Annotated in this window: 14 protein-coding genes and 1 tRNA gene; 9 read left to right on the plus strand and 6 right to left on the minus strand. The window is 70.5% G+C overall.

The features are described 5' to 3' along the window. Positions 1 to 61: 61 nt before the first annotated feature. From creD to EAT51_RS09925, 5 genes are all read left to right on the plus strand, one after another. Complete coding sequence (creD, locus tag EAT51_RS09905; RefSeq protein WP_130517450.1) at positions 62 to 1387, plus strand: cell envelope integrity protein CreD; 1326 nt, start codon at positions 62 to 64, stop codon at positions 1385 to 1387. Continuing rightward, complete coding sequence (locus tag EAT51_RS09910) at positions 1387 to 1776, plus strand: hypothetical protein (protein WP_130517452.1); 390 nt, start codon at positions 1387 to 1389, stop codon at positions 1774 to 1776. The genes creD and EAT51_RS09910 overlap by 1 nt, the downstream gene beginning before the upstream one ends. Then, a complete protein-coding gene (locus EAT51_RS09915; RefSeq protein WP_130517454.1) occupies positions 1773 to 2396 on the plus strand; it encodes a GNAT family N-acetyltransferase in 624 nt (207 codons plus the stop codon). The genes EAT51_RS09910 and EAT51_RS09915 overlap by 4 nt, the downstream gene beginning before the upstream one ends. Then, the gene (locus EAT51_RS09920; RefSeq protein ID WP_130561579.1) at positions 2393 to 3277 is read left to right on the plus strand and encodes a carbon-nitrogen hydrolase family protein; all 885 of its coding nucleotides are present in this window, start codon (positions 2393 to 2395) and stop codon (positions 3275 to 3277) included. The genes EAT51_RS09915 and EAT51_RS09920 overlap by 4 nt, the downstream gene beginning before the upstream one ends. 120 nt (positions 3278 to 3397) lie before the next feature. Further along, the gene (locus EAT51_RS09925; RefSeq protein WP_130517674.1) at positions 3398 to 4984 is read left to right on the plus strand and encodes a M20/M25/M40 family metallo-hydrolase; all 1587 of its coding nucleotides are present in this window, start codon (positions 3398 to 3400) and stop codon (positions 4982 to 4984) included. Between the two features lie 93 nt (positions 4985 to 5077). Here EAT51_RS09925 and EAT51_RS09930 read toward each other — a convergent pair whose 3' ends face one another. From EAT51_RS09930 to EAT51_RS09955, 6 genes are all read right to left on the minus strand, one after another. Next, on the minus strand, positions 5078 to 5719 hold the full coding sequence (locus tag EAT51_RS09930) for a LysE family translocator (RefSeq protein WP_130561580.1): 642 nt from the start codon (positions 5717 to 5719) through the stop codon (positions 5078 to 5080). 76 nt (positions 5720 to 5795) lie between these two features. Next, on the minus strand, positions 5796 to 6608 hold the full coding sequence (locus tag EAT51_RS09935) for an AraC family transcriptional regulator (protein ID WP_130517460.1): 813 nt from the start codon (positions 6606 to 6608) through the stop codon (positions 5796 to 5798). 503 nt (positions 6609 to 7111) lie between these two features. Beyond that, positions 7112 to 8890: a Mur ligase family protein gene (locus tag EAT51_RS09940; RefSeq protein WP_130517462.1), complete on the minus strand. Its 1779-nt coding sequence runs from the start codon at positions 8888 to 8890 to the stop codon at positions 7112 to 7114. Positions 8891 to 8898: 8 nt separating this feature from the next. Further along, the gene (gene cphA / locus EAT51_RS09945; protein ID WP_228257877.1) at positions 8899 to 11670 is read right to left on the minus strand and encodes a cyanophycin synthetase; all 2772 of its coding nucleotides are present in this window, start codon (positions 11668 to 11670) and stop codon (positions 8899 to 8901) included. Next, positions 11667 to 12509 (minus strand): cyanophycinase, encoded by an 843-nt coding sequence (locus EAT51_RS09950; protein ID WP_130517464.1) that lies wholly within the window; start codon positions 12507 to 12509, stop codon positions 11667 to 11669. Before EAT51_RS09950 ends, cphA begins: the two co-directional genes overlap by 4 nt. A 425-nt stretch (positions 12510 to 12934) precedes the next feature. After that, complete coding sequence (locus tag EAT51_RS09955) at positions 12935 to 13504, minus strand: hypothetical protein (RefSeq protein ID WP_130517466.1); 570 nt, start codon at positions 13502 to 13504, stop codon at positions 12935 to 12937. Positions 13505 to 13633: 129 nt separating this feature from the next. On the opposite strand from EAT51_RS09955, the gene EAT51_RS09960 reads away from it, so the two are divergent. The 4 genes from EAT51_RS09960 (at position 13634) to EAT51_RS09970 (ending at position 17469) form a co-directional block, all read left to right on the plus strand. Beyond that, positions 13634 to 13710, plus strand: a tRNA-Arg gene (locus EAT51_RS09960). A 132-nt stretch (positions 13711 to 13842) separates the two neighbouring features. Beyond that, complete coding sequence (locus EAT51_RS20775) at positions 13843 to 13977, plus strand: hypothetical protein (RefSeq protein WP_265937028.1); 135 nt, start codon at positions 13843 to 13845, stop codon at positions 13975 to 13977. Between the two features lie 91 nt (positions 13978 to 14068). Continuing rightward, positions 14069 to 16552, plus strand: a complete 2484-nt coding sequence (gene thrA, locus EAT51_RS09965) for a bifunctional aspartate kinase/homoserine dehydrogenase I (protein ID WP_130517468.1) — start codon at positions 14069 to 14071, stop codon at positions 16550 to 16552. Then, on the plus strand, positions 16549 to 17469 hold the full coding sequence (locus tag EAT51_RS09970) for a homoserine kinase (RefSeq protein ID WP_130517470.1): 921 nt from the start codon (positions 16549 to 16551) through the stop codon (positions 17467 to 17469). The genes thrA and EAT51_RS09970 overlap by 4 nt, the downstream gene beginning before the upstream one ends. Positions 17470 to 17587 lie beyond the last annotated feature (118 nt).

Genomic DNA, 17587 nt, shown 5'->3' on the forward strand with positions numbered 1-17587 from the left:
CAACCGCGCCCCACACGGCCCGCGCAGCCTGTCCGGCATCGACCACCGGCCGGAGCCGTGCATGAAATCCCTGAAGTTGCTGTTGCGTTTGGCCATCGTCGGCGCGCTGGTGCTGGCGTTGCTGATTCCCCTGAGCATGACCCGCAGCCTGATCGCCGAGCGCACCGCCTACCGCGAACAGGCCGTCGAGCGCGTGGCGCGCAGCAGCGCCGGCGCGCAGCGGTTGGTCGGGCCGCTGCGCGCGTTGCCGTATGTCGATGTGCGCGAGCAGGCGTGGACCGACGGCACCGGGCATGCCCGCACGCGGCAGGTGCGCAGCGAAGGCACGCTGCTGCAGGCGCCGCTGTCGCTGCAGGTCGGCGGCCAGCTGCGGCCGCAGACGCGCAGGGTCGGGCTGTTCGACGTGCCGACCTATGTCTGGAGCGGGCAGCTGTCGGCGCAGTTCTCCACCGCGCTGCCGCCGGCGCCGGCCGGGGCGGTGCGTCGCTACGGAACGCCCTACCTGGTGCTGGGCCTGAGCGATGTGCGCGGTCTGCAGGGCGCGCCCAGCCTGCGCGTCGACGGCGCGGCCCTGCGCCTGCAGCCCGGCACGCGCGCGTTCAATGCGCACCTGGCCGGCCTCAGCGCGCTCCTGCCCGAGGTGGTGGATGGACGCGTGCCGGGGCGCAGCGTGACGCTGTCCTTCGCGCTGGCCGGGACGCAGGCGCTGGAGGTGGTGCCGGTGGCCGACGACAGCCGCGTGCGGCTGGCCTCGCCGTGGCCGCATCCGGCCTTCGGCGGCGACTTCCTGCCCGTGCAGCGCACGGTGGGCGCGCGCGGCTTCGACGCGCAGTGGGCGGTGTCCTCGCTGGCCAGCCAGGCGCAGGCCCAGCTGCAGCGGCTGCAGTCCGACGGCGGGACGCAGCTGGACGCGCTGCGGGTGGAGCTGGTCGACCCGGTCGATGCCTATACGCTGGCCGATCGCGCCTGCAAGTACGGGCTGCTGTTCGTGCTGCTGACCTTCGTCGGCTTCGGCCTGCTGGAACTGGTGCGGCGCATGCGGATCCATCCGCTGCAATACCTGCTGGTGGGCCTGGCGCTGGCGATGTTCTTCCTGCTGCTGTTCAGCCTGTCCGAGCACATCGCGTTCTGGCTGGCGTATCTGATCGCGGCCGGGGCCTGCATCGGCGTGCAGTTCGTCTACCTCGCAGGCGTACTGCGCAGCCCCTGGCTTGCAGGCGGGTTCGCGCTTGCACTGACCGCGCTGTACGGCGCTCTGTATGGCCTGCTGATGTCCGAGGACAACGCGCTGCTGATGGGCTCGCTGCTGCTGTTCGCCATCCTGGCGGCGATCATGTGGATCACGCGCAGGATCGACTGGTATGCGCTGTCCACGGAGCTGCGCTGATGCTCCTGCACGGACGCGCGGTGCGCCACGCGGCGCGCCAACTGCCGGCGGCGCTGTCGGTGTGCGGGCTGCGGGTCGAGCCGGACGGGCCGCCGCTGCCGCCGCTGCGGCGCGGCGTGGGCGGTGCGGTGGTGTTCGAACTGGCCCAGGCGACCGCGCAGGCGTTGCGCGAGCGGCCGGCCGAGCTGCTGTGCGCGGCGCTGTGGTCGCGTTGCCCGCAGCTGCCGGCCTGGCGCCCGTGGCGCTGCCTGCGCGGCGTGCAGGGCGGGCTGGTATGGCTCAGTGCGCGGTGCGATCGCGCCGCGTGGCTGGCGCTGGTGCCGGAGCAGGGCATCGCGGTCCTGCTGTGGCGGAAGCGCGCGGCGGGGTGCGGTAAATTAGGCCCATGACCTCGCTTGCTTCCGCCTTGCCCGCGCACCGCATCGCGGTGGTGCGCGGCGCCGAGATCGCGCCCTACCTGGACGATGTGGCGCGCCTGCGCATCGCCGTGTTCGCGCACTGGCCCTACCTCTACCAGGGCAGCCACGCCTACGAGTGCGAGTACCTGGCCGCCTATGCGCGCTCGCCGCGCAGCGTGTTCGTGCTGGCGCTGGCGGGCGAGGAGGTCATCGGTGCTTCCACCGGCCTGCCGCTGCTGGACGATACCGAGGCCTTCTCCGCGCCGTTCATTGCCCAGGGTCTGGATGCGAGCCGCGTCTTCTACTTCGGCGAGTCCGTGCTGCTGCCGCAGTGGCGCGGGCGCGGCATCGGCCATGCCTTCTTCGATGCGCGCGAGGCCCATGCGCGCGCGCTGGGCGGGTTCGACACGACGGCCTTCTGCGCGGTGGATCGCGACCCGGCCGATCCGCGCCGCCCGGCCGGGCATCGCGACAACGACGCGTTCTGGCGCAAGCGCGGCTACACGCGCCGCGACGGGCTGCAGCTGCGTCTGCCCTGGCGCGAGGCCGGGCACGGCGAGGTCGCGCACACGCTGACCTTCTGGACCCGTGCGCTGGAGGGGCAGGCATGAAGGTCGCCGTCGCCAAGTATCCGATCGGCCAGCCGCGCGATTTCGATGCCTTCGCCGAGAAGCAGGTGCATCTGTTGCAGCAGGCCGCCGACGCCGGCGCGCGTATCGCGGTGCTGCCCGAATACCTGTCGCTGGAGCTGGCCGCGACCTTCCCGGTGGCCATCAGCGCCGATCTGCTGGCCTCGCTGGAAGCGACCCAGCAGTACGCCGAGGAATTCCTGCATCTCTACGCCACGCTGGCCCAGCGCATGGGCCTGCACGTGATCGCCGGCAGCTTCCTCACCGCGGTGGGCAACGGGCGCTATCGCAACCGCGCGCACTGGTTCACCCCGGACGGGCGCCGCGGCTGGCAGGACAAGCTGCAGCTGACCGGCTTCGAGAAGAATGCCCAGGTGATCGAAGGCGGCGACGACCTGCGCGTGTTCGCCGCCGACGAGCTCCGCGCCGGCATCGCGATCTGCTACGACGCCGAGTTCCCGCTGCCGGTGCGCGCCCAGCAGCAGGCCGGCGCGCGTCTGCTAGTGGTGCCCAGCTGCACCGACACGGCCGCCGGCGCCACCCGCGTGCGCGTGGGCTGCCTGGCGCGCGCGCTGGAGAACCGCCTGTTCGTCGCCCAGTCGGTGACCGCCGGCAGCGCGCCGTGGAGCCCGGCGCTGGACGAAAACACGGGCGAGGCCGCGCTGTTCGCGCCGATGGACGTGGACCTGCCCGCCGATGGTGTGATCGCGCAGACGGCGGGCGAGCAGGTGTGGGCGATCGGCGAGCTGGATTTCGCGGCGCTGCAGGCCAGCGCGGCCCGCGCGCAGGTGGCGGTAGATCGCGACTGGCCCGGCCAGGACGCCCCGGCGCTGCGCCGCGCCCGGCTGACGCCGCTGGCCTGACAGGTTTGTCATCGGCGGCCATGACCTGTGGCCTGCTGCAGGCGCACAACGCGCTGGCAGACTCGGTGGGTTGCACGACACGACCTTCAACAACGCAGACGGGGATTAGGCATGAGGCGGATGAAATGGGCGGCGCTGGTCGCGGGGCTGGGGATGGCCTTCGCGACCCAGGCCGAGGAAACGGTGGACCTGGCGATGGTCGGCAAGATCCGGCAGGAAGCCTTCCATCGCTCGCAGGTGGCCGACACGCTGCAGTACCTGACCGAGCAGATCGGTCCGCGCCTGACCAATTCGCCGGCCATGGGCCGCGCCAATGCCTGGACCCGGGAGAAGTTCACCGAGTGGGGGCTGAGCAACGTCCACGACGAGGCGTTCGACGATTTCGGCCGCGGCTGGGAGTTCAGCAGCGCCAGCCTGGAGCTGCTCAGCCCGCGCGCCGCGCCGCTGCACGCCGTGCCCAAGGCCTGGACGCCGGGCACCAACGGCACGGTCGAGGGCGAGGCCATCGCGCTCAACCTCAAGACCAAGGCCGACCTGGACAAGTACAAGGGCAAGCTGCGCGGCAAGATCGTGCTGCTCAGCGAGGCGCGCCCGTACAAGCCCAACACCGAGGCCGCCTCCAAGCGCTACGACGAGGCCGGCCTGCACGAGCTGCTGGACTTCGCCATCCCCGCGCCCACCGACAAGGCGGCGCGCGACAAGCGCCTGAAGGAATACCGCGAGCGCACCGAGCTGGCCAAGGCCACCAACCAGTTCCTGATCGACGAAGGCGCGCTGGCCGCGCTGAGCATCTCCGGCTGGGACGACGGCATCCTGCGCGTGGGCGGTGGCGGTTCGCGCAAGGCCGGCGAGCCGGTCGGCGTGCCCGAACTGGTGGTCGCCGCCGAGCACTACAACCCGCTGATGCGCGCGCTGGAGCGCAAGGACACCGTGCGCCTGCGCGTGCGCTCCGATGCGCGCTTCACCAGCCAGGGCAACGACCCGGGCTACAACACCATCGCCGAGCTCAAGGGCAGCGGCAAGGCCGACGAAGTGGTGATGCTGGGCGCACACATGGACTCCTGGCACGCCGGCACCGGCGCCTCGGACAACGGCGCCGGCGTGGCGGTGATGATGGAGGCCATGCGCATCCTCAAGGCGGTCGGCGCCAAACCCAAGCGCACCATCCGCGTGGCACTGTGGAGCGGCGAGGAGCAGGGCCTGATCGGCTCGACCGACTACGTCTCGCGTCATTTCGCCCGCTATCCCGAGCCGACCGACCCGGCGCAGAAGGAGCTGCCGTCCTCGCTGCGCACGCCGACCGGCCCACTGCAGAAGACCAAGGACTGGGGCAAGCTGTCGGCCTACTTCAACCTGGACAACGGCTCGGGCCGCATCCGCGGCATCTACGCGCAGGAAAACCAGGCGGTGATGCCGATCTTCAAGGCCTGGCTGGCGCCGTTCGAGGACATCGGCGCGAGCATCGTCACCAGCCGCAACACCGGCAGCACCGACCACATCCCGTTCGACCGCGTGGGCCTGCCGGGCTTCCAGTTCGTGCAGGACCGGCTGGACTACGGCACTCAGGTCCACCACAGCGATCTGGACACCTACGACCACGCCGTCCCGGCCGACCTGCAGCAGGCCGCCGCGATCATCGCCACCTTCGCCTACCAGGCGGCGATGCGCGACGCGCCGCTGCCGCGCAAGGACGTGATCGAGGAGTAAGACCGCCGCGCGTCGCGTCTTGCGACGCGGCGCGCAGTCCGCTGGACCGGGCCGACGCGTGCCATGCTTGGGCATGGACGCGCCGGTCGGGATTTAGCGCACGACGAGCAGGACGATGACCCCGAGCGCGAACAGGATCAGCACCGCGCCGGAGACCCGCTCCAGCCACGGCAGCGCACGCGCGAAGCGGCGCAGCACCGCCGCATTGCCGATGCACATGGCCACCAGCAGGTCCCACAGCAGGACCACGCTGAACATCCACACGCCGTAGAACAGCTTCCAGCCCGCGCTGGTCTGCGCCCCGGTCAGCATCGCCGCCAGGCTGGCGTAGAACAGGGCGTTCTTCGGATTGAGGATGCCGGACAGAAAGCCCATGCCCATCGCGCGCAGCCAGGACGCCGCGCCGGCCGCCGCGCTGCGCGGCGCCTGGACGCCGTCCATCACCTGCAGGTCGCTTCTGCCGGCGCGGACAAGGAACAGCCAGCCCAGATACAGCAGATACAGACAGCCGATGAGCTGAAGGCCGACGAACAGCGTGCTGCCCGGGCGCAAGGCCGACAGGCCGGCCAAGGCGATGAGGATGAAGACGCCGTTGGCCACGGCGATCCCCAGGCAGGCGCCGCTGGCCAGCCGCCAGACGGCACGCAGCGAGGTGCGCGCGACCAGGAAGAAATCGGGACCGGGCGAGAGCAGCGCCAGGAAGTGGGCCGCGGCGATGATCAGGAACTGCTGCATGCGGACATCGGTGTTCGAAGGACGCCCGAGTCTGTGCATGCCGACGGCGCGCGTCTTGAACGAAATTGCGCCGGGCTCAGGACCGGTAGCGCCCCGGTGTGGTGCCGGTATGGGCCTTGAAGATCCGCTGGAAATGGCTCTGATCGGCAAAGCCGAGATCGGCGGCGACGTCGGCCAACGCGTCGCCTGCCTGCAGACGCGTGCGCGCCTGGTTGATCGCCTGGTTCAACTGCCAGGCATGCGGGGTGAGGCCGGTCGCGGCGCGGAACATGCGGATCATCTGGTAGCGGCTCAGGCCGGCCATGTCCGCCAGTTCCTGAAGCGAGCGCATCTCGGCGCCGGACTGGTGCAACGCGTCCAGCACCGGCCGCAGTCGCTGGTGGCTCGCGCCGGTTTCCCGCGGCGGGAAGACGCGTTGTGCCGGCAGGCGGCAGAAGCGTGCGACGAAGGCGAGGAGGGCGGCCTCCTTCTCCTGGATATCGGCGGTGGAAAACAGCAGCGCATTGAGTCGGCAGAAGGCCTGGTAGTGCGCGGGCTCAGCGCTCACACGGATCGGCGCGCGCTCCAGCGCCTGCGCCTGCGGCCGCTGCGCCTGCAGCACGCGCTGCAGCCAGCGCGCATCCAGATGCAGCATCTGGTAGCTCCAGGCGCTGCCCGGGGCGGGATTGCAGGCATGCACGCGCGCAGGCGGGACCAGCACCAGCGAGCCCGGCTGCAGCACGACCGGCCCCTCGGGCGCGCCGGTAAAGACGCTGGTGCCCTCATCGACCGCGCCGATGGAAAAGGTCGGATGGCTATGCGGCCGGTAACAGGCGCGGCTCTGCCACGCACGCCTGCTCTCTACATGCGGCATGGCCGGATCGCGCCAGAACTGCGGGGCAGGTTTCATGAGGGCATCAGGATGGCATGCCGGTGGCCGTGCGCGCGATGGCGGTTTAGTCGAAGAGGATGTTTGGTCAGCTGCTTTGCTGCGCTGGCTCGCTCGTTCGTGCAGGAGCGCGACAGCGGGAGCAACGGCAACGGCGCAACCCCTCCCCAGCCCTCCCCTTGGCCTTCGGCCAAAGGGAGGGAGCAAAAGCACAGCCCGTCATCCCTAAGATCGACGATCGGCACTGCTGTTCGCGAATCAAGCGGACAGCAACACCGCCCAGTAGTCCTTGCCGATCGCATGATCGGCCCCCTCCCTTTCGCGAAGCGAAGGGGAGGGCTGGGGAGGGGTGCTCTTCGCATCATGCTCGGCTGGCGCAACCCACTTCCGGCCTCAACTTGCTATGCACGGAAATGGGCAAAGCCGCAGCTTCACACTCTGCTGCTCGATCAATCGATCAATCGATCAATCGATCAATCAGCGATACCAGCGAGTCCGAGTCGCGCAGTTGCGGGACCGTTGTTCTATCCGGCTGGATCCATCGCCTGCTCCGGAACCGCAGCCCCCGCCCGCCACCCCAAAGCGGCCATCTCATCCAGCAGCGCCACCACCTGCGCGCGGTTGGCCAACTCGTGCACAGGCAGTACCAGCAGATCGCCTTCGCTTGCCCAAGCGAGCAGACTACGCGCGGCCTGCACCTCATCTGCCCGCAGCTGCACGCGTTGCGGATCCAGGCCATCGGCCAGCAGCTGCGCATGCATCAGCGCCGGTACCGAATCGGCATCGCGGCCGCGGGCATAACCCGGCAGCTCCTTGAGGATCACCCGCTCCGGCGCGTACGCCGCCGCGACATGCGCGACCGCGCGCAGATCCTCGTCCTGGCGATTGCCGGCGTGGCCCAGCAGCAGCCCCAACCGGCCGCCGCGTCGCGAAGCGTCGAGCGCATCGAGCAGGCTGCGCAGGCCCTCAGGATTGTGGGCATAGTCCACGACCACGCGCGTGCTGCCGAACATCCAGCGCTGCAGCCTTCCGGGGTTGTCGTCCGGGTCCTGCCCGAAGCAGGCGAGCACGTGCGCAATGATCCCCGGCGCGATACCCAGCAGGGCGCCGGCCAGAGCGCCCGCCGCCAGGTTGCCCAGGTTGTAGCGCGCGCGATCGCCCAGACTCAGCGGCATCGCGGCGGTAGGGCCGAGGTCGTGTTCGATGCCCGCCAGCGCCAGCCACAGATGCGCGTCGCGCACGCCGCAGGTCGGCTTGCCGAGCGCGCGATGCAGTCGCAGCAGCGGCTGGTCGAAATCCAGCGCGAACCACGCCAGCGGACACGACAGTGCGGTGGACTGCGTGCGCAGGAACGCATCGTCCGCATTGAGCACCAGATGCGCGCCCACGCCCACCGCGCGGGCCACGCTGAGCTTGACCTGCGCCAGCATGTGCAGGTCATGCACGCCGAACTCGCCGAAGTGGTCGTGCGCCACATTGGTCACCACCGCCACATCGGCCTGTTCGATCGCCAGACCGTGACGCAGCAGCCCACCACGCGCGGTCTCCAGCACGGCGGCGCGGGCCTGGCCTTGGCGCAGCGCCTCGCGCGCGCCGGCCGGCCCGGAGAAGTCGCCGCTGTCCAGCGCCTGGCCCTGGAAGAACACACCATCGGTGCAGCAGTACGCGGTGTCCCCGACATGCGCCTGGCACAGCGCGGCCAGCAGGCGCGTGGTGGTGGTCTTGCCGTTGGAGCCGGTCACCAGCGCGGTCGGGATGCGATGCAGGCGCGGCCAGGGCACGTGCGCCGGATCGGGCAGCTCGTCGACGAACCAGCTGCGCGCACCACTGCCGCTGCCCAGCGTCAGTTCGTCCTCGTCCAGCAGGAAGGGCAGGGCGCGGGCGCGCGCCTTGCGCTGCAGGGCGAGCAGGGTCGGCTGCGCCTCGGCCGCGGCGCTGGCCTGCAGCGTGCGCGTGGCCAGCGCGATGTCCCAGGTGGCCGCATCGCCGGGCGCGTGCAGCGGCTCGGCCGGGCTGTTGCTGGCGATCCACCACGCCCAGACGTTCAGCGCGGTGGCGGTGTGCAGCTGATCCAGCGGCGCGGAGAAGGCGAGCGTGGCGCCGCTGGCGTGGCGATGCCGATAGCGCGCGCCGGCCGGCCAGCCCAGCCGCGCCACGGCCTCGCGCACCAGCGCGTCCCAGCGCCGCAGCGCGTCCAGGTCGAACGCCTGCCCGGCCGCGCTTTCCAGCGCCGTGCCGGTGTCGGCGAAGTAGACATTGGGGCCGGTCAACCGACGCGCGTGTCGATAGGGCAGGGCCTGCATGGCGCGGCTCAGTCGGTCTCACGGCGGAACACCAGACCCCGCGCGTCCTGCACCACGCCCTCGGGCAGCGCGTCGGGCGTCTCCTCGTCGTCCTGCGCGTGCGTGGTCCGCTGCACGGGCGAAGGCGCGGCGCTGCCCTCGGCGCGGAACTTGGTGATCTGCTTCCAGGTGCGGCTGAGCTGGTCGGCGAAGATCAGCACCAGGTCGCCCGGCCGGCCCATTCGCAGCGCGGCGTCCACGGCCTGCTGTTCGTCGGGAATCAGTTCGATGGCCTCGGCGTCCACGCCCGCCGCGTGCAGGGCGCGGGCCAGGCGCTGCGGCACCTCGTCCTCGCCGCGTCCGCGCAGCGCGTCGTCGCGGCGCAGGATGTAGTGGTCGAACTGGCCGGCCACCGCGCGGGCGACGGCATCGATGTCGGTATCGCGGCGATCGCCCGGCGCGCTCAGCACCACGATGCGCCGGCCGTCCACGTCCATGCGGCGCGCCAGGTCGGTCATGGTCGCCGCGGCGTGCGCGTTGTGCGCGTAGTCCATCAGCACCTTGAAGGGATGTTCCTCGAACAGGTTGAGCCTTCCTGGCGACTGGAAGAAGGTGGTGTCGAAGGTGCGCAGGCCCTGGCGGATCGCCTCGAGCCTGAGCCCCAGCGCGAAGGCCATCGCCGCGGCGAACATCGCGTTGGACACGTTGTGCGTGGCGCGGCCCTCCAGCGTGGCCGGGATCAGATGCGTCCACAGCAGCGGCAGATGCGCGCCCTTGTCGTAGAGCGTGATCATCTGGCCGTTGACGCCGTCCTCCAGCGCGCAGGCGCGGCCGCCGGCGCGGATATGCGCACGCACCAGCGCATGGGAAGGGTTGGTGGTGACGTAGCAGACGTTGCGCGCCTGCGTGTAGGCGGACATGCGCAGCACCAGCGGGTCGTCGGCGTTGAGCACCGCGCAGTCGCGCGCCACCTCCACCACGATGCGCTTGACCCGCGCCAGCTGCGCCAGCGTGTCCACGCCACGCGCGCCCAGGTGATCGGCGGCGACGTTGAGCACCGCGCCTACGTCCACCTCCGGCACGCCCAGCCCGGCGCGCAGCAGGCCGCCGCGCGCGGTCTCGAGCAGGGCGATGTCGATCTGCGGATCGCCCAGCACCATGCGCGCGGCGAGCGGGCCGGTCATGTCGCCCTCAACGGTGCGCTGGCCGTCGATGTACACCCCGTCGGTGCTGGTCATGCCCGGCACGTGGCCGGCCATCTTGGCGATGTGCGCCAGCATGCGCGCGGTGGTGGTCTTGCCGTTGGTGCCGGTCAGCGCCGCGATCGGCACGCGCGACGGTGTGCCGGGCGGGAACAGCATGTCCAGCACCGGCCCGGCCGCATCGCGCGGGCGGCCCTCGCTGGGCGCCACGTGCATGCGCAGGCCGGGCGCGGCGTTGACCTCGCAGATCGCCCCGCCCACCTCGCGATGGCTGCGCGCGATGTCCGGGCTGATGAAGTCCACGCCGGCCACGTCCAGGCCGATCGCGCGCACCGCGCGCTCCGCCATGTCGCGGTTGTCGGGGTGGATCAGGTCGGTGACGTCGGTGGCGGTGCCGCCGGTGGACAGGTTGGCGGTGGCGCGCAGGTACACCACCTCGCCGGCCGCCGGCACGCTGAAATGGCCGTAGCCGACGCGTTCGAGCATGGCGTCGGCCTGTTCGTCCAGCTCCAGCTGGGTCAGCACCTTCTCGTGGCCGATGCCGCGGCGCGGGTCGGCGTTGACCCGGTCGACCAGCTCGGCGATGTCGGCCATGCCATCGCCGACCACATGCCCGGGCGTGCGCCGGGTGGCGGCGACCAGCGCACCGTCCACCACCAGCAGGCGGTGGTCGTCGCCGGCGATGTAGGTCTCCACGATCACCGAGCGTGCGTGTTCCCGCGCGGCCTCGAAGCCGGCGGCGATCTCCTCCGGCGTGGACAGGTCGATGCTGATGCCGCGGCCGTGGTTGCCGTTGTAGGGCTTGGTGACCACCGGGCCGCCCAGCGCGCGCGCGGCGCGCACCGCGCCTTCCAGCGTGGTGACCAGGCGCTGCTGCGGCACCGGCAGCCCCAGTCCGGCCAGCAGATGGTTGGTGGCCTCCTTGTCGCTGGCCAGCTCGACCGCCAGATGCGGCGTGCGTCCGGTCAGCGTGGCCTGGATGCGCTGCTGATAGCGGCCGTGGCCGAACTGGATCAGCGAATGGGTGTCCAGCCTCAGCCACGGAATCCCGCGCGCCTGCGCCGCGGCGACCAGCGCGGCGGTGGACGGGCCCAGTGCGCGCCGCTGCGCGTAGAGGATGTAGTCGACCCTGGCCGTGTCCCAGCTCCAGCCATCGTCCGGTGCCGCCTCGTCGCGCAGGGGTGCGGGCAACAGCGAGGTGAGCAGGCGCAGGGCCAACTCGCCGGCGGCCAGGCCTTCCTCGCGCTGGGTGTAGGCATAGACCACCCGCTCCAGGCCCGGCGGCGCATCTTCGCCGAGCAGTGTCGCGCCGAAGCGCACGTCCTCGCCGGCCATGGCCTGCACCGCCAGCGCCATGTGCTGCAGGACCTCGCTCAGCGGCAGGCCATCGCCCGCGCGCAGGCGCTGGGCGAAGTCGCCGTGCGCGGCCAGGCCGGGCACGGCGGCCAGCAGCGCCTCGGCCAAGGCCGGCCCCAGCCGGCCGCTGGGCCAGTCGCGCAGATCGCCAGGGTCCAGGTCCAGCCGGATCACCGGCTCGTGCGCGTAGATCGAGGGGCCTACATAGACCGCGCGTTCGACGATGCGCAGGGGCCGGCTCATGTCGGCTCCCGCGCCAGCGTGCCGGGCGAGGCCGTGCGCGTGGCCAGGTTGTAGGTGGCCCCGGCCAGCAGCAGATGCATCTTCAGGCCGAGCATGCACACCGGGTCGCGCTCGCTGGCCTCGGCCATGGAGGAGAACTCCAGCTCGCCCGCATCGACCACCGTGACCGCGCCGGAGCCTTCCACTTCCAGCGTGTTGTCCGGGCCGATGAAGGCCGCGGTGTCCTCGTCCAGGCCGATGCCGATGGCGAAGGGGTTGTAGGCCAGCGCCGCCAGCAGCCGGCCCAGCCGGTCGCGCTGGCGGAAGTGCTGGTCGATCACGAAGCGGTTGGTCAGGCCCAGACCGGGCGCCAGGCGCACCGAATCGGCCTGTGGTGCCGAGCCCTCGCGGCCGAAGGCGATCATGTGCTCGGACAGGATCGCCGCCCCGGCGCTGGTGCCGCCGACCGGGATCCCGGCCGCGTTGCGCGCGCGGATCAGCTGCGCGGCCGGCGTGCCGCCCAGCAGCGTGGACAGCCGCAGCTGGTTGCCGCCAGTGAAGAAGATCGCGCTGGCCTGTTCGATCCGCGCCAGCCGCGCACGGTCCTGGCCGTCGCGGCGGGTGCCGAAGTCCAGCACCTCCACCTGGCGCGCGCCGAGTTCCTCAAACAACTGTTCGTAGCGCGGCCCGGCCTCGCGCGACTGGCTGGCCGTGGGGATCACCGCGATCCGTGCCGCCTTGCCCCCTGCCAGCGCCACGAAGCGGCGCAGGATGCGCGCATCGCGCCCCTTGTCCTCGGCCCCGCCGATCGGCACCAGCCAGCCCCGCGCCGCGCCTTCGGCCACCTTGCTCGGACACATGACGCCGCCGCTCCTCGCCCGTTCAAACAGGCCTGGCAACGTAGCACGCGGGGTGTGGGCGGGCTGTGCGATCGGCGCCAGCCTAGGCTTTGCATCCGTTTTCCTAGACCGTGCGCTGCGCGATGCCGATGGCACCATCGCATCCGACTGGGCTACAAGAGGCGCGTGAGGGGCTACGTGCTTTACTCGAACGATTCCATGCTCCGTGTTATGTATTGCCTGAAATGGATGGCTGGATAAGGTGACGTTAGGTTTGGCATAAAGCTCGCGGATCGTGCTGACTGCTCCTCCGCAATACCGTGCTTCGTGGTTCTCCGTGAGCGCAGGGGCAGGCCTTTCGGTTCATGGGTGTAAATAAGAACGACGACACAGCGACTTAATTGCGTGGGCCACCAGCCAAGCAGCAACAGACCTATAGGCCTGCGTCATGGATTGGGGTTTCCTATCGCTAGGCCGGTGAAACCCCCGATTCGCACGACGACTTTGGATCTGTCGATGGACGGATTCTTCGCAGTGATGAGATCGATGTCTCGATTGAAGCGATTGAAGAACTTGCTTTGCGTGGACCAGGAACATGCAACAGGCATGAAGTATTCGCCCAAGTAAACGACTTCACCCGCATTTACAGAAAACTCCGCCTTAGGAATCTTGACGGCCTTCAGCATCGGATTAGCCACCCAAGGAGCCAAATAGTATTTGCCGGCCGGGAGGGCAAGAGCGTGCACATTGCCTTGATGGTCTGGGAAATCGCTTTTGAGTGCGTAACTGTCTACAGGTAGCAATGCAATCCCAGTGACGTAATACGGCGATTGCGCTGGAGCCACCTTGAGAAAGGTCGAAGCCGAAATGCACCGCTCCTGTGCTCCGGTGGATAGGACAACGACTCCTGATCCGGGGGCGACGCCGCCGACGCTCAGTTTTGCTGGATCGTATCGATTATCCAATGTCGCACAGGATGTCAGCAGAACAAGCATCGATACGATGGTCCATTTCATGGTCAACTCCTTGGGACGAGGGCGGCGAATCGGCAGATGGTCGTAATCGAAACAGAAATGTTGAAGCGCGGGTTTCCCCGGCATTGTGTGGATTTGAGACGCCATCCGCTACAATCGCTCCCCGCGCATGGCCCCGTAGCTCAGCTGGATAGAGCGTCCCCCTCCTAAGGGGAAGGTCGCCCGTTCGAATCGGGCCGGGGTCACCATCGCGCAGCCATTTGGTGTGGCGAAATTTTCGCCAGCGCCGGGCCGGCCTTCGAAGTTGCGCGTGAAACCATGAGATGCCTTGTTTCACAGCGCTTGACAGGCTTGCGCTGCATGCGGTTCATTAGCCGCCCATGACGCACCTGCCCACCCCTGCCGTGACCGCCAGCGCACCCTGCGCGGGCTTCGTCGCGGGCGCGGCGGGCATCGGCACGATTACCACCACCACGATCACCCGGATCCGGGTGCTGGTGGCCGTGCAAGCGTAGGTTCTTCGCAAACACCGCCCCGCACCCGGATCAGGATGCGGGAGCCCCACATCCTGATGCGCGCGAGGCCTTCTCCCCACCCGAGGTCTCCATGTCGTCGCCCGCTGCATCCGCCCAACCGCTGAAAACCGTCGCCCACAAGTTCGGCGGCACCTCCGTGGCCGATGCCACGCGTTACCGCCACGTCGCCGACCTGCTGCTGGCGCGCGATGAGGACGAGCAGGTCACCGTGGTCTCGGCGATGAAGGGCGTCACCGATGCGCTGATCGACCTGGCTGGGCGTGCGGCCGGCAACCTGGCCGACTGGCGCGAGCGCTGGCACGAGCTGCGCGCGCGCCATCGCGGCGCGGCGGTGGCGCTGCTGGGCGAGGACTCCGGCGCGACGGTGGAATGGCTGGACGGGCAGTTCGACACACTGGCCGAGGTGCTGCAGGCGCTGTCGGTGATCGGCGAGCTGCCGCGCGAGGTGCTCGAACGGGTGCAGGGCCTGGGCGAGGTGTATTCGGCGCGGCTGCTGGGCGACCACCTGCGCAGCCGCGGCCAGGACTGCGCGGTGCTCGATGCGCGCGAGGTGCTGGTGGTCGATCGCGGCGAGCTGGGCGTGGACGTGGACTGGGAGACCAGCGCCCAGCGCCTGGCGCAGTGGCGCGCCAGCCACCCGGCCCGGCGCGTGGTGGTGACCGGTTTCGTCGCGCGCGATCGCGCCAATCGCATCACCACCCTGGGCCGCAACGGCAGCGACTACTCCGGGGCGATCTTCGCCGCGCTGTTCAACGCCGCCGAACTGCACATCTGGACCGACGTGGACGGCGTGCTCTCGGCCGATCCGCGCGTGGTGCCCGAGGCGGTGCAGCTGGAATCGCTCAGCTACGACGAGGCCTGCGAACTGGCCTATTTCGGCGCCAAGGTCGTGCATCCGCAGACCATGTCGCCGGCGATCGAGCGCGGCCTGCCGATCATCATCCGCAACACCTTCCAGCCCGAGCATCCGGGCACGCGCATCACCGCGCGCAAGGACGCGGCTGGCCCGGTCAAGGGCCTGACGCTCTCGCCCGATCTGGCGGTGGTCAACCTGGAAGGCACCGGCCTGATCGGCGTGCCGGGCACGGCCGAGCGCGTGTTCTCGGCGCTGCGTGCCGAACGCGTGTCGGTGGTGATGATCTCGCAGGGCTCCTCGGAGCATTCGATCTGCTGCGTGGTCAAGGCGGTCGATGCCGCGCGTGCGCGCACCGCGCTGCTGACCGCCTTCGCCCACGAGCTGGCGATCGGCCAGATCCAGCGCGTGCAGCTCACCGACGGGGTCAGCGTGCTGGCCGCGGTGGGCGACGGCATGGCCGGCCTGCCGGGCGTGGCGGCGCGGTTGTTCGAATCGCTGGGCCGCGCGCGGGTCAACATCCTGGCCATCGCCCAGGGCTCGTCGGAGCGCAACATCTCGGTGGCCATCGCCAGCAGCGATGCGACCAAGGCGCTGCGCGCGGCGCATGCCGGCTTCTGGCTCTCGCCGCAGACCTTCGCGGTCGGCGTGATCGGGCCGGGCCATGTCGGCGGCGCGCTGCTGGATCAGCTGCGCGCGGCGCAGCCGCAGCTGCTGGGCAAGGCCAATGTCGACCTGCGCCTGCGCGCGATCGCCTCCTCGCACCGCATGCTGCTGGCCGAACGCAGCATCGAGGACGACTGGCGCGGCGTCTTCGCCCAGGCGCGCGAGCCGCTGGACCTGGACCGCTTCACCGAACACCTGCTGGCCTCGCACCTGCCGCATACGGTGATCGTGGACTGCTCGGCCAGCCCGGCCGTGGCCGATCGCTATGCCGGCTGGCTGGCCGCGGGCATCCACGTGGTCACGCCGAACAAGCAGGCCGGCTCGGGCTCGCTGCAGCGCTTCGAGGCCATCGCCGAGGCCGCGGCCGCCAGCGGGGCGCGCTTCCGCTACGAGGCCACCGTCGGCGCCGGCCTGCCGGTGATCACCACGCTGCGCGACCTGGTGGACACCGGCGATGCGGTGACCAGCATCGAAGGCATCTTCTCCGGCACGCTGGCTTGGCTGTTCAACCGCTTCGACGGCAGCGTGCCGTTCTCCGAACTGGTGCGGCAGGCGCGGGCGATGGGCTATACCGAGCCGGATCCGCGCGACGACCTGTCCGGCACCGATGTCGGCCGCAAGCTGGTGATCCTGGCGCGCGAGGCCGGCCGTGCGCTGTCGCTGGAAGACGTGCGCATCGAGAGCCTGGTGCCGCAGGCGCTGCGCCAGGCCAGCGTGGAGGACTTCATGGCGCGCCTGGACGAGGTGGACGCCGACTTCGCCCAGCGCCTGGCCGCGGCGAAGGCGGCCGGCAAGGTGCTGCGCTACGTCGCGCGCCTGGATCAGGACGGCGCCAGCGTCGGCCTGGTCGAGCTGCCCGCCGACCACGCCTTCGCCAACCTGCGCCAGACCGACAACGTCGTGCAGTTCACCACGCGTCGCTACTGCGACAACCCGCTGATCGTGCAGGGCCCGGGCGCCGGTCCCGAGGTGACCGCGGCCGGCGTGTTCGCCGATGTGCTGCGCGTGGCGGCGGGGCAGGGGGCGCGCCTGTGAGGCGGGAGGCACGCGCGTTCTCGCCGGCCTCAGTCGGCAATGTCGGGGTCGGCTTCGACATCCTGGGGCACGTGATCGAGGGCCCGGGCGACACCGTCACCGTGCGTCGCATCGAGGCGCCTGTGGTGCGCATCGCCGCCATCCGCGGCACCACGCTCGACCTGCCGCTGGAGGCGCCGGCCAACACGGCGGGCGCGGCCTTGATCGCGATGCGCGAGGCGCTGGAGCTGCCGTTCGGCTTCGAGGTGGAGATCGACAAGGGCATCGCGCTGGGTTCGGGCATGGGCGGTTCGGCCGCCTCCTGCGTGGCGGCGGTGGTCGCTGCCAATGCCTTGCTCGACGAACCGCTGAGCCCGCAGGCGCTGTACCCGTTCACCCTGGTCGGCGAGGCGGTGGCCAGCGGTGGCCGGCATGGCGACAACCTGGGGCCGATGCTGCTGGGCGGGCTGGTGCTGGCCACGGCCGAGCATCTGGCCAGCGTGCCGGTGCCGCAGGGCTGGCACAGCCTGCTGGTGCATCCCGACGCGGTGCTGGAGACACGCCGCGCGCGCGCCGCGCTGGCCGGCGCCTACGAGCTGAAGGACTTCGTCCACCAGAGCGCCAATCTCGCCCTGGTCCTGGCCGGCTGCTATCAGGGTGATGCGACCCTGGTGCGTGCCGGCCTGGCCGATGTGCTGGTCGAGCCGCGGCGCGCGCCGCTGATCGGCGGCTTCGACGCGGCCAAGGCGGCGATGCTGGCCGGCGGGGCTATGGGGGCGAGCATCTCCGGTGCCGGGCCGAGCATCTTCGGCTGGTTCGAGACGCGCGCCGAGGCGCAGGCCACGGCGCCGGCGGTGCAGGCCGCCTTCGAGCAGGCCGGCTTCACCTCGCAGGCCTGGGTCTCGCGCATCGCCGCGCCGGGGGCGCGCGTGCTCTGACCTTCTTGGCACCCAGAGACTCATCCTCCTGAGTGTGGGAGCCGCCATGGCGGCGATGGGCCTTACCGGTAAAGCCTCATCGCCGCCATGGCGGCTCCCACGCAGAACAACCGCATCC

The sequence above is a fragment of the Pseudoxanthomonas winnipegensis genome, from assembly GCF_004283755.1.
GTDB lineage: Bacteria > Pseudomonadota > Gammaproteobacteria > Xanthomonadales > Xanthomonadaceae > Pseudoxanthomonas_A > Pseudoxanthomonas_A winnipegensis.

Excerpts from the sequence above, each read along its gene's own strand:
- creD (WP_130517450.1), top strand. The coding sequence starts at position 62 with ATGAAATCCCTGAAGTTGCTGTTGCGTTTGGCCATCGTCGGCGCGCTG.
- EAT51_RS09910 (WP_130517452.1), top strand. The coding sequence starts at position 1,387 with ATGCTCCTGCACGGACGCGCGGTGCGCCACGCGGCGCGCCAACTGCCG.
- EAT51_RS09915 (WP_130517454.1), top strand. The coding sequence starts at position 1,773 with ATGACCTCGCTTGCTTCCGCCTTGCCCGCGCACCGCATCGCGGTGGTG.
- EAT51_RS09920 (WP_130561579.1), top strand. The coding sequence starts at position 2,393 with ATGAAGGTCGCCGTCGCCAAGTATCCGATCGGCCAGCCGCGCGATTTC.
- EAT51_RS09925 (WP_130517674.1), top strand. The coding sequence starts at position 3,398 with ATGAAATGGGCGGCGCTGGTCGCGGGGCTGGGGATGGCCTTCGCGACC.
- EAT51_RS09930 (WP_130561580.1), bottom strand. The coding sequence starts at position 5,719 with ATGCAGCAGTTCCTGATCATCGCCGCGGCCCACTTCCTGGCGCTGCTC.
- EAT51_RS09935 (WP_130517460.1), bottom strand. The coding sequence starts at position 6,608 with ATGAAACCTGCCCCGCAGTTCTGGCGCGATCCGGCCATGCCGCATGTA.
- EAT51_RS09940 (WP_130517462.1), bottom strand. The coding sequence starts at position 8,890 with ATGCAGGCCCTGCCCTATCGACACGCGCGTCGGTTGACCGGCCCCAAT.
- cphA (WP_228257877.1), bottom strand. The coding sequence starts at position 11,670 with ATGAGCCGGCCCCTGCGCATCGTCGAACGCGCGGTCTATGTAGGCCCC.
- EAT51_RS09950 (WP_130517464.1), bottom strand. The coding sequence starts at position 12,509 with ATGTGTCCGAGCAAGGTGGCCGAAGGCGCGGCGCGGGGCTGGCTGGTG.
- EAT51_RS09955 (WP_130517466.1), bottom strand. The coding sequence starts at position 13,504 with ATGAAATGGACCATCGTATCGATGCTTGTTCTGCTGACATCCTGTGCG.
- EAT51_RS20775 (WP_265937028.1), top strand. The coding sequence starts at position 13,843 with ATGACGCACCTGCCCACCCCTGCCGTGACCGCCAGCGCACCCTGCGCG.
- thrA (WP_130517468.1), top strand. The coding sequence starts at position 14,069 with ATGTCGTCGCCCGCTGCATCCGCCCAACCGCTGAAAACCGTCGCCCAC.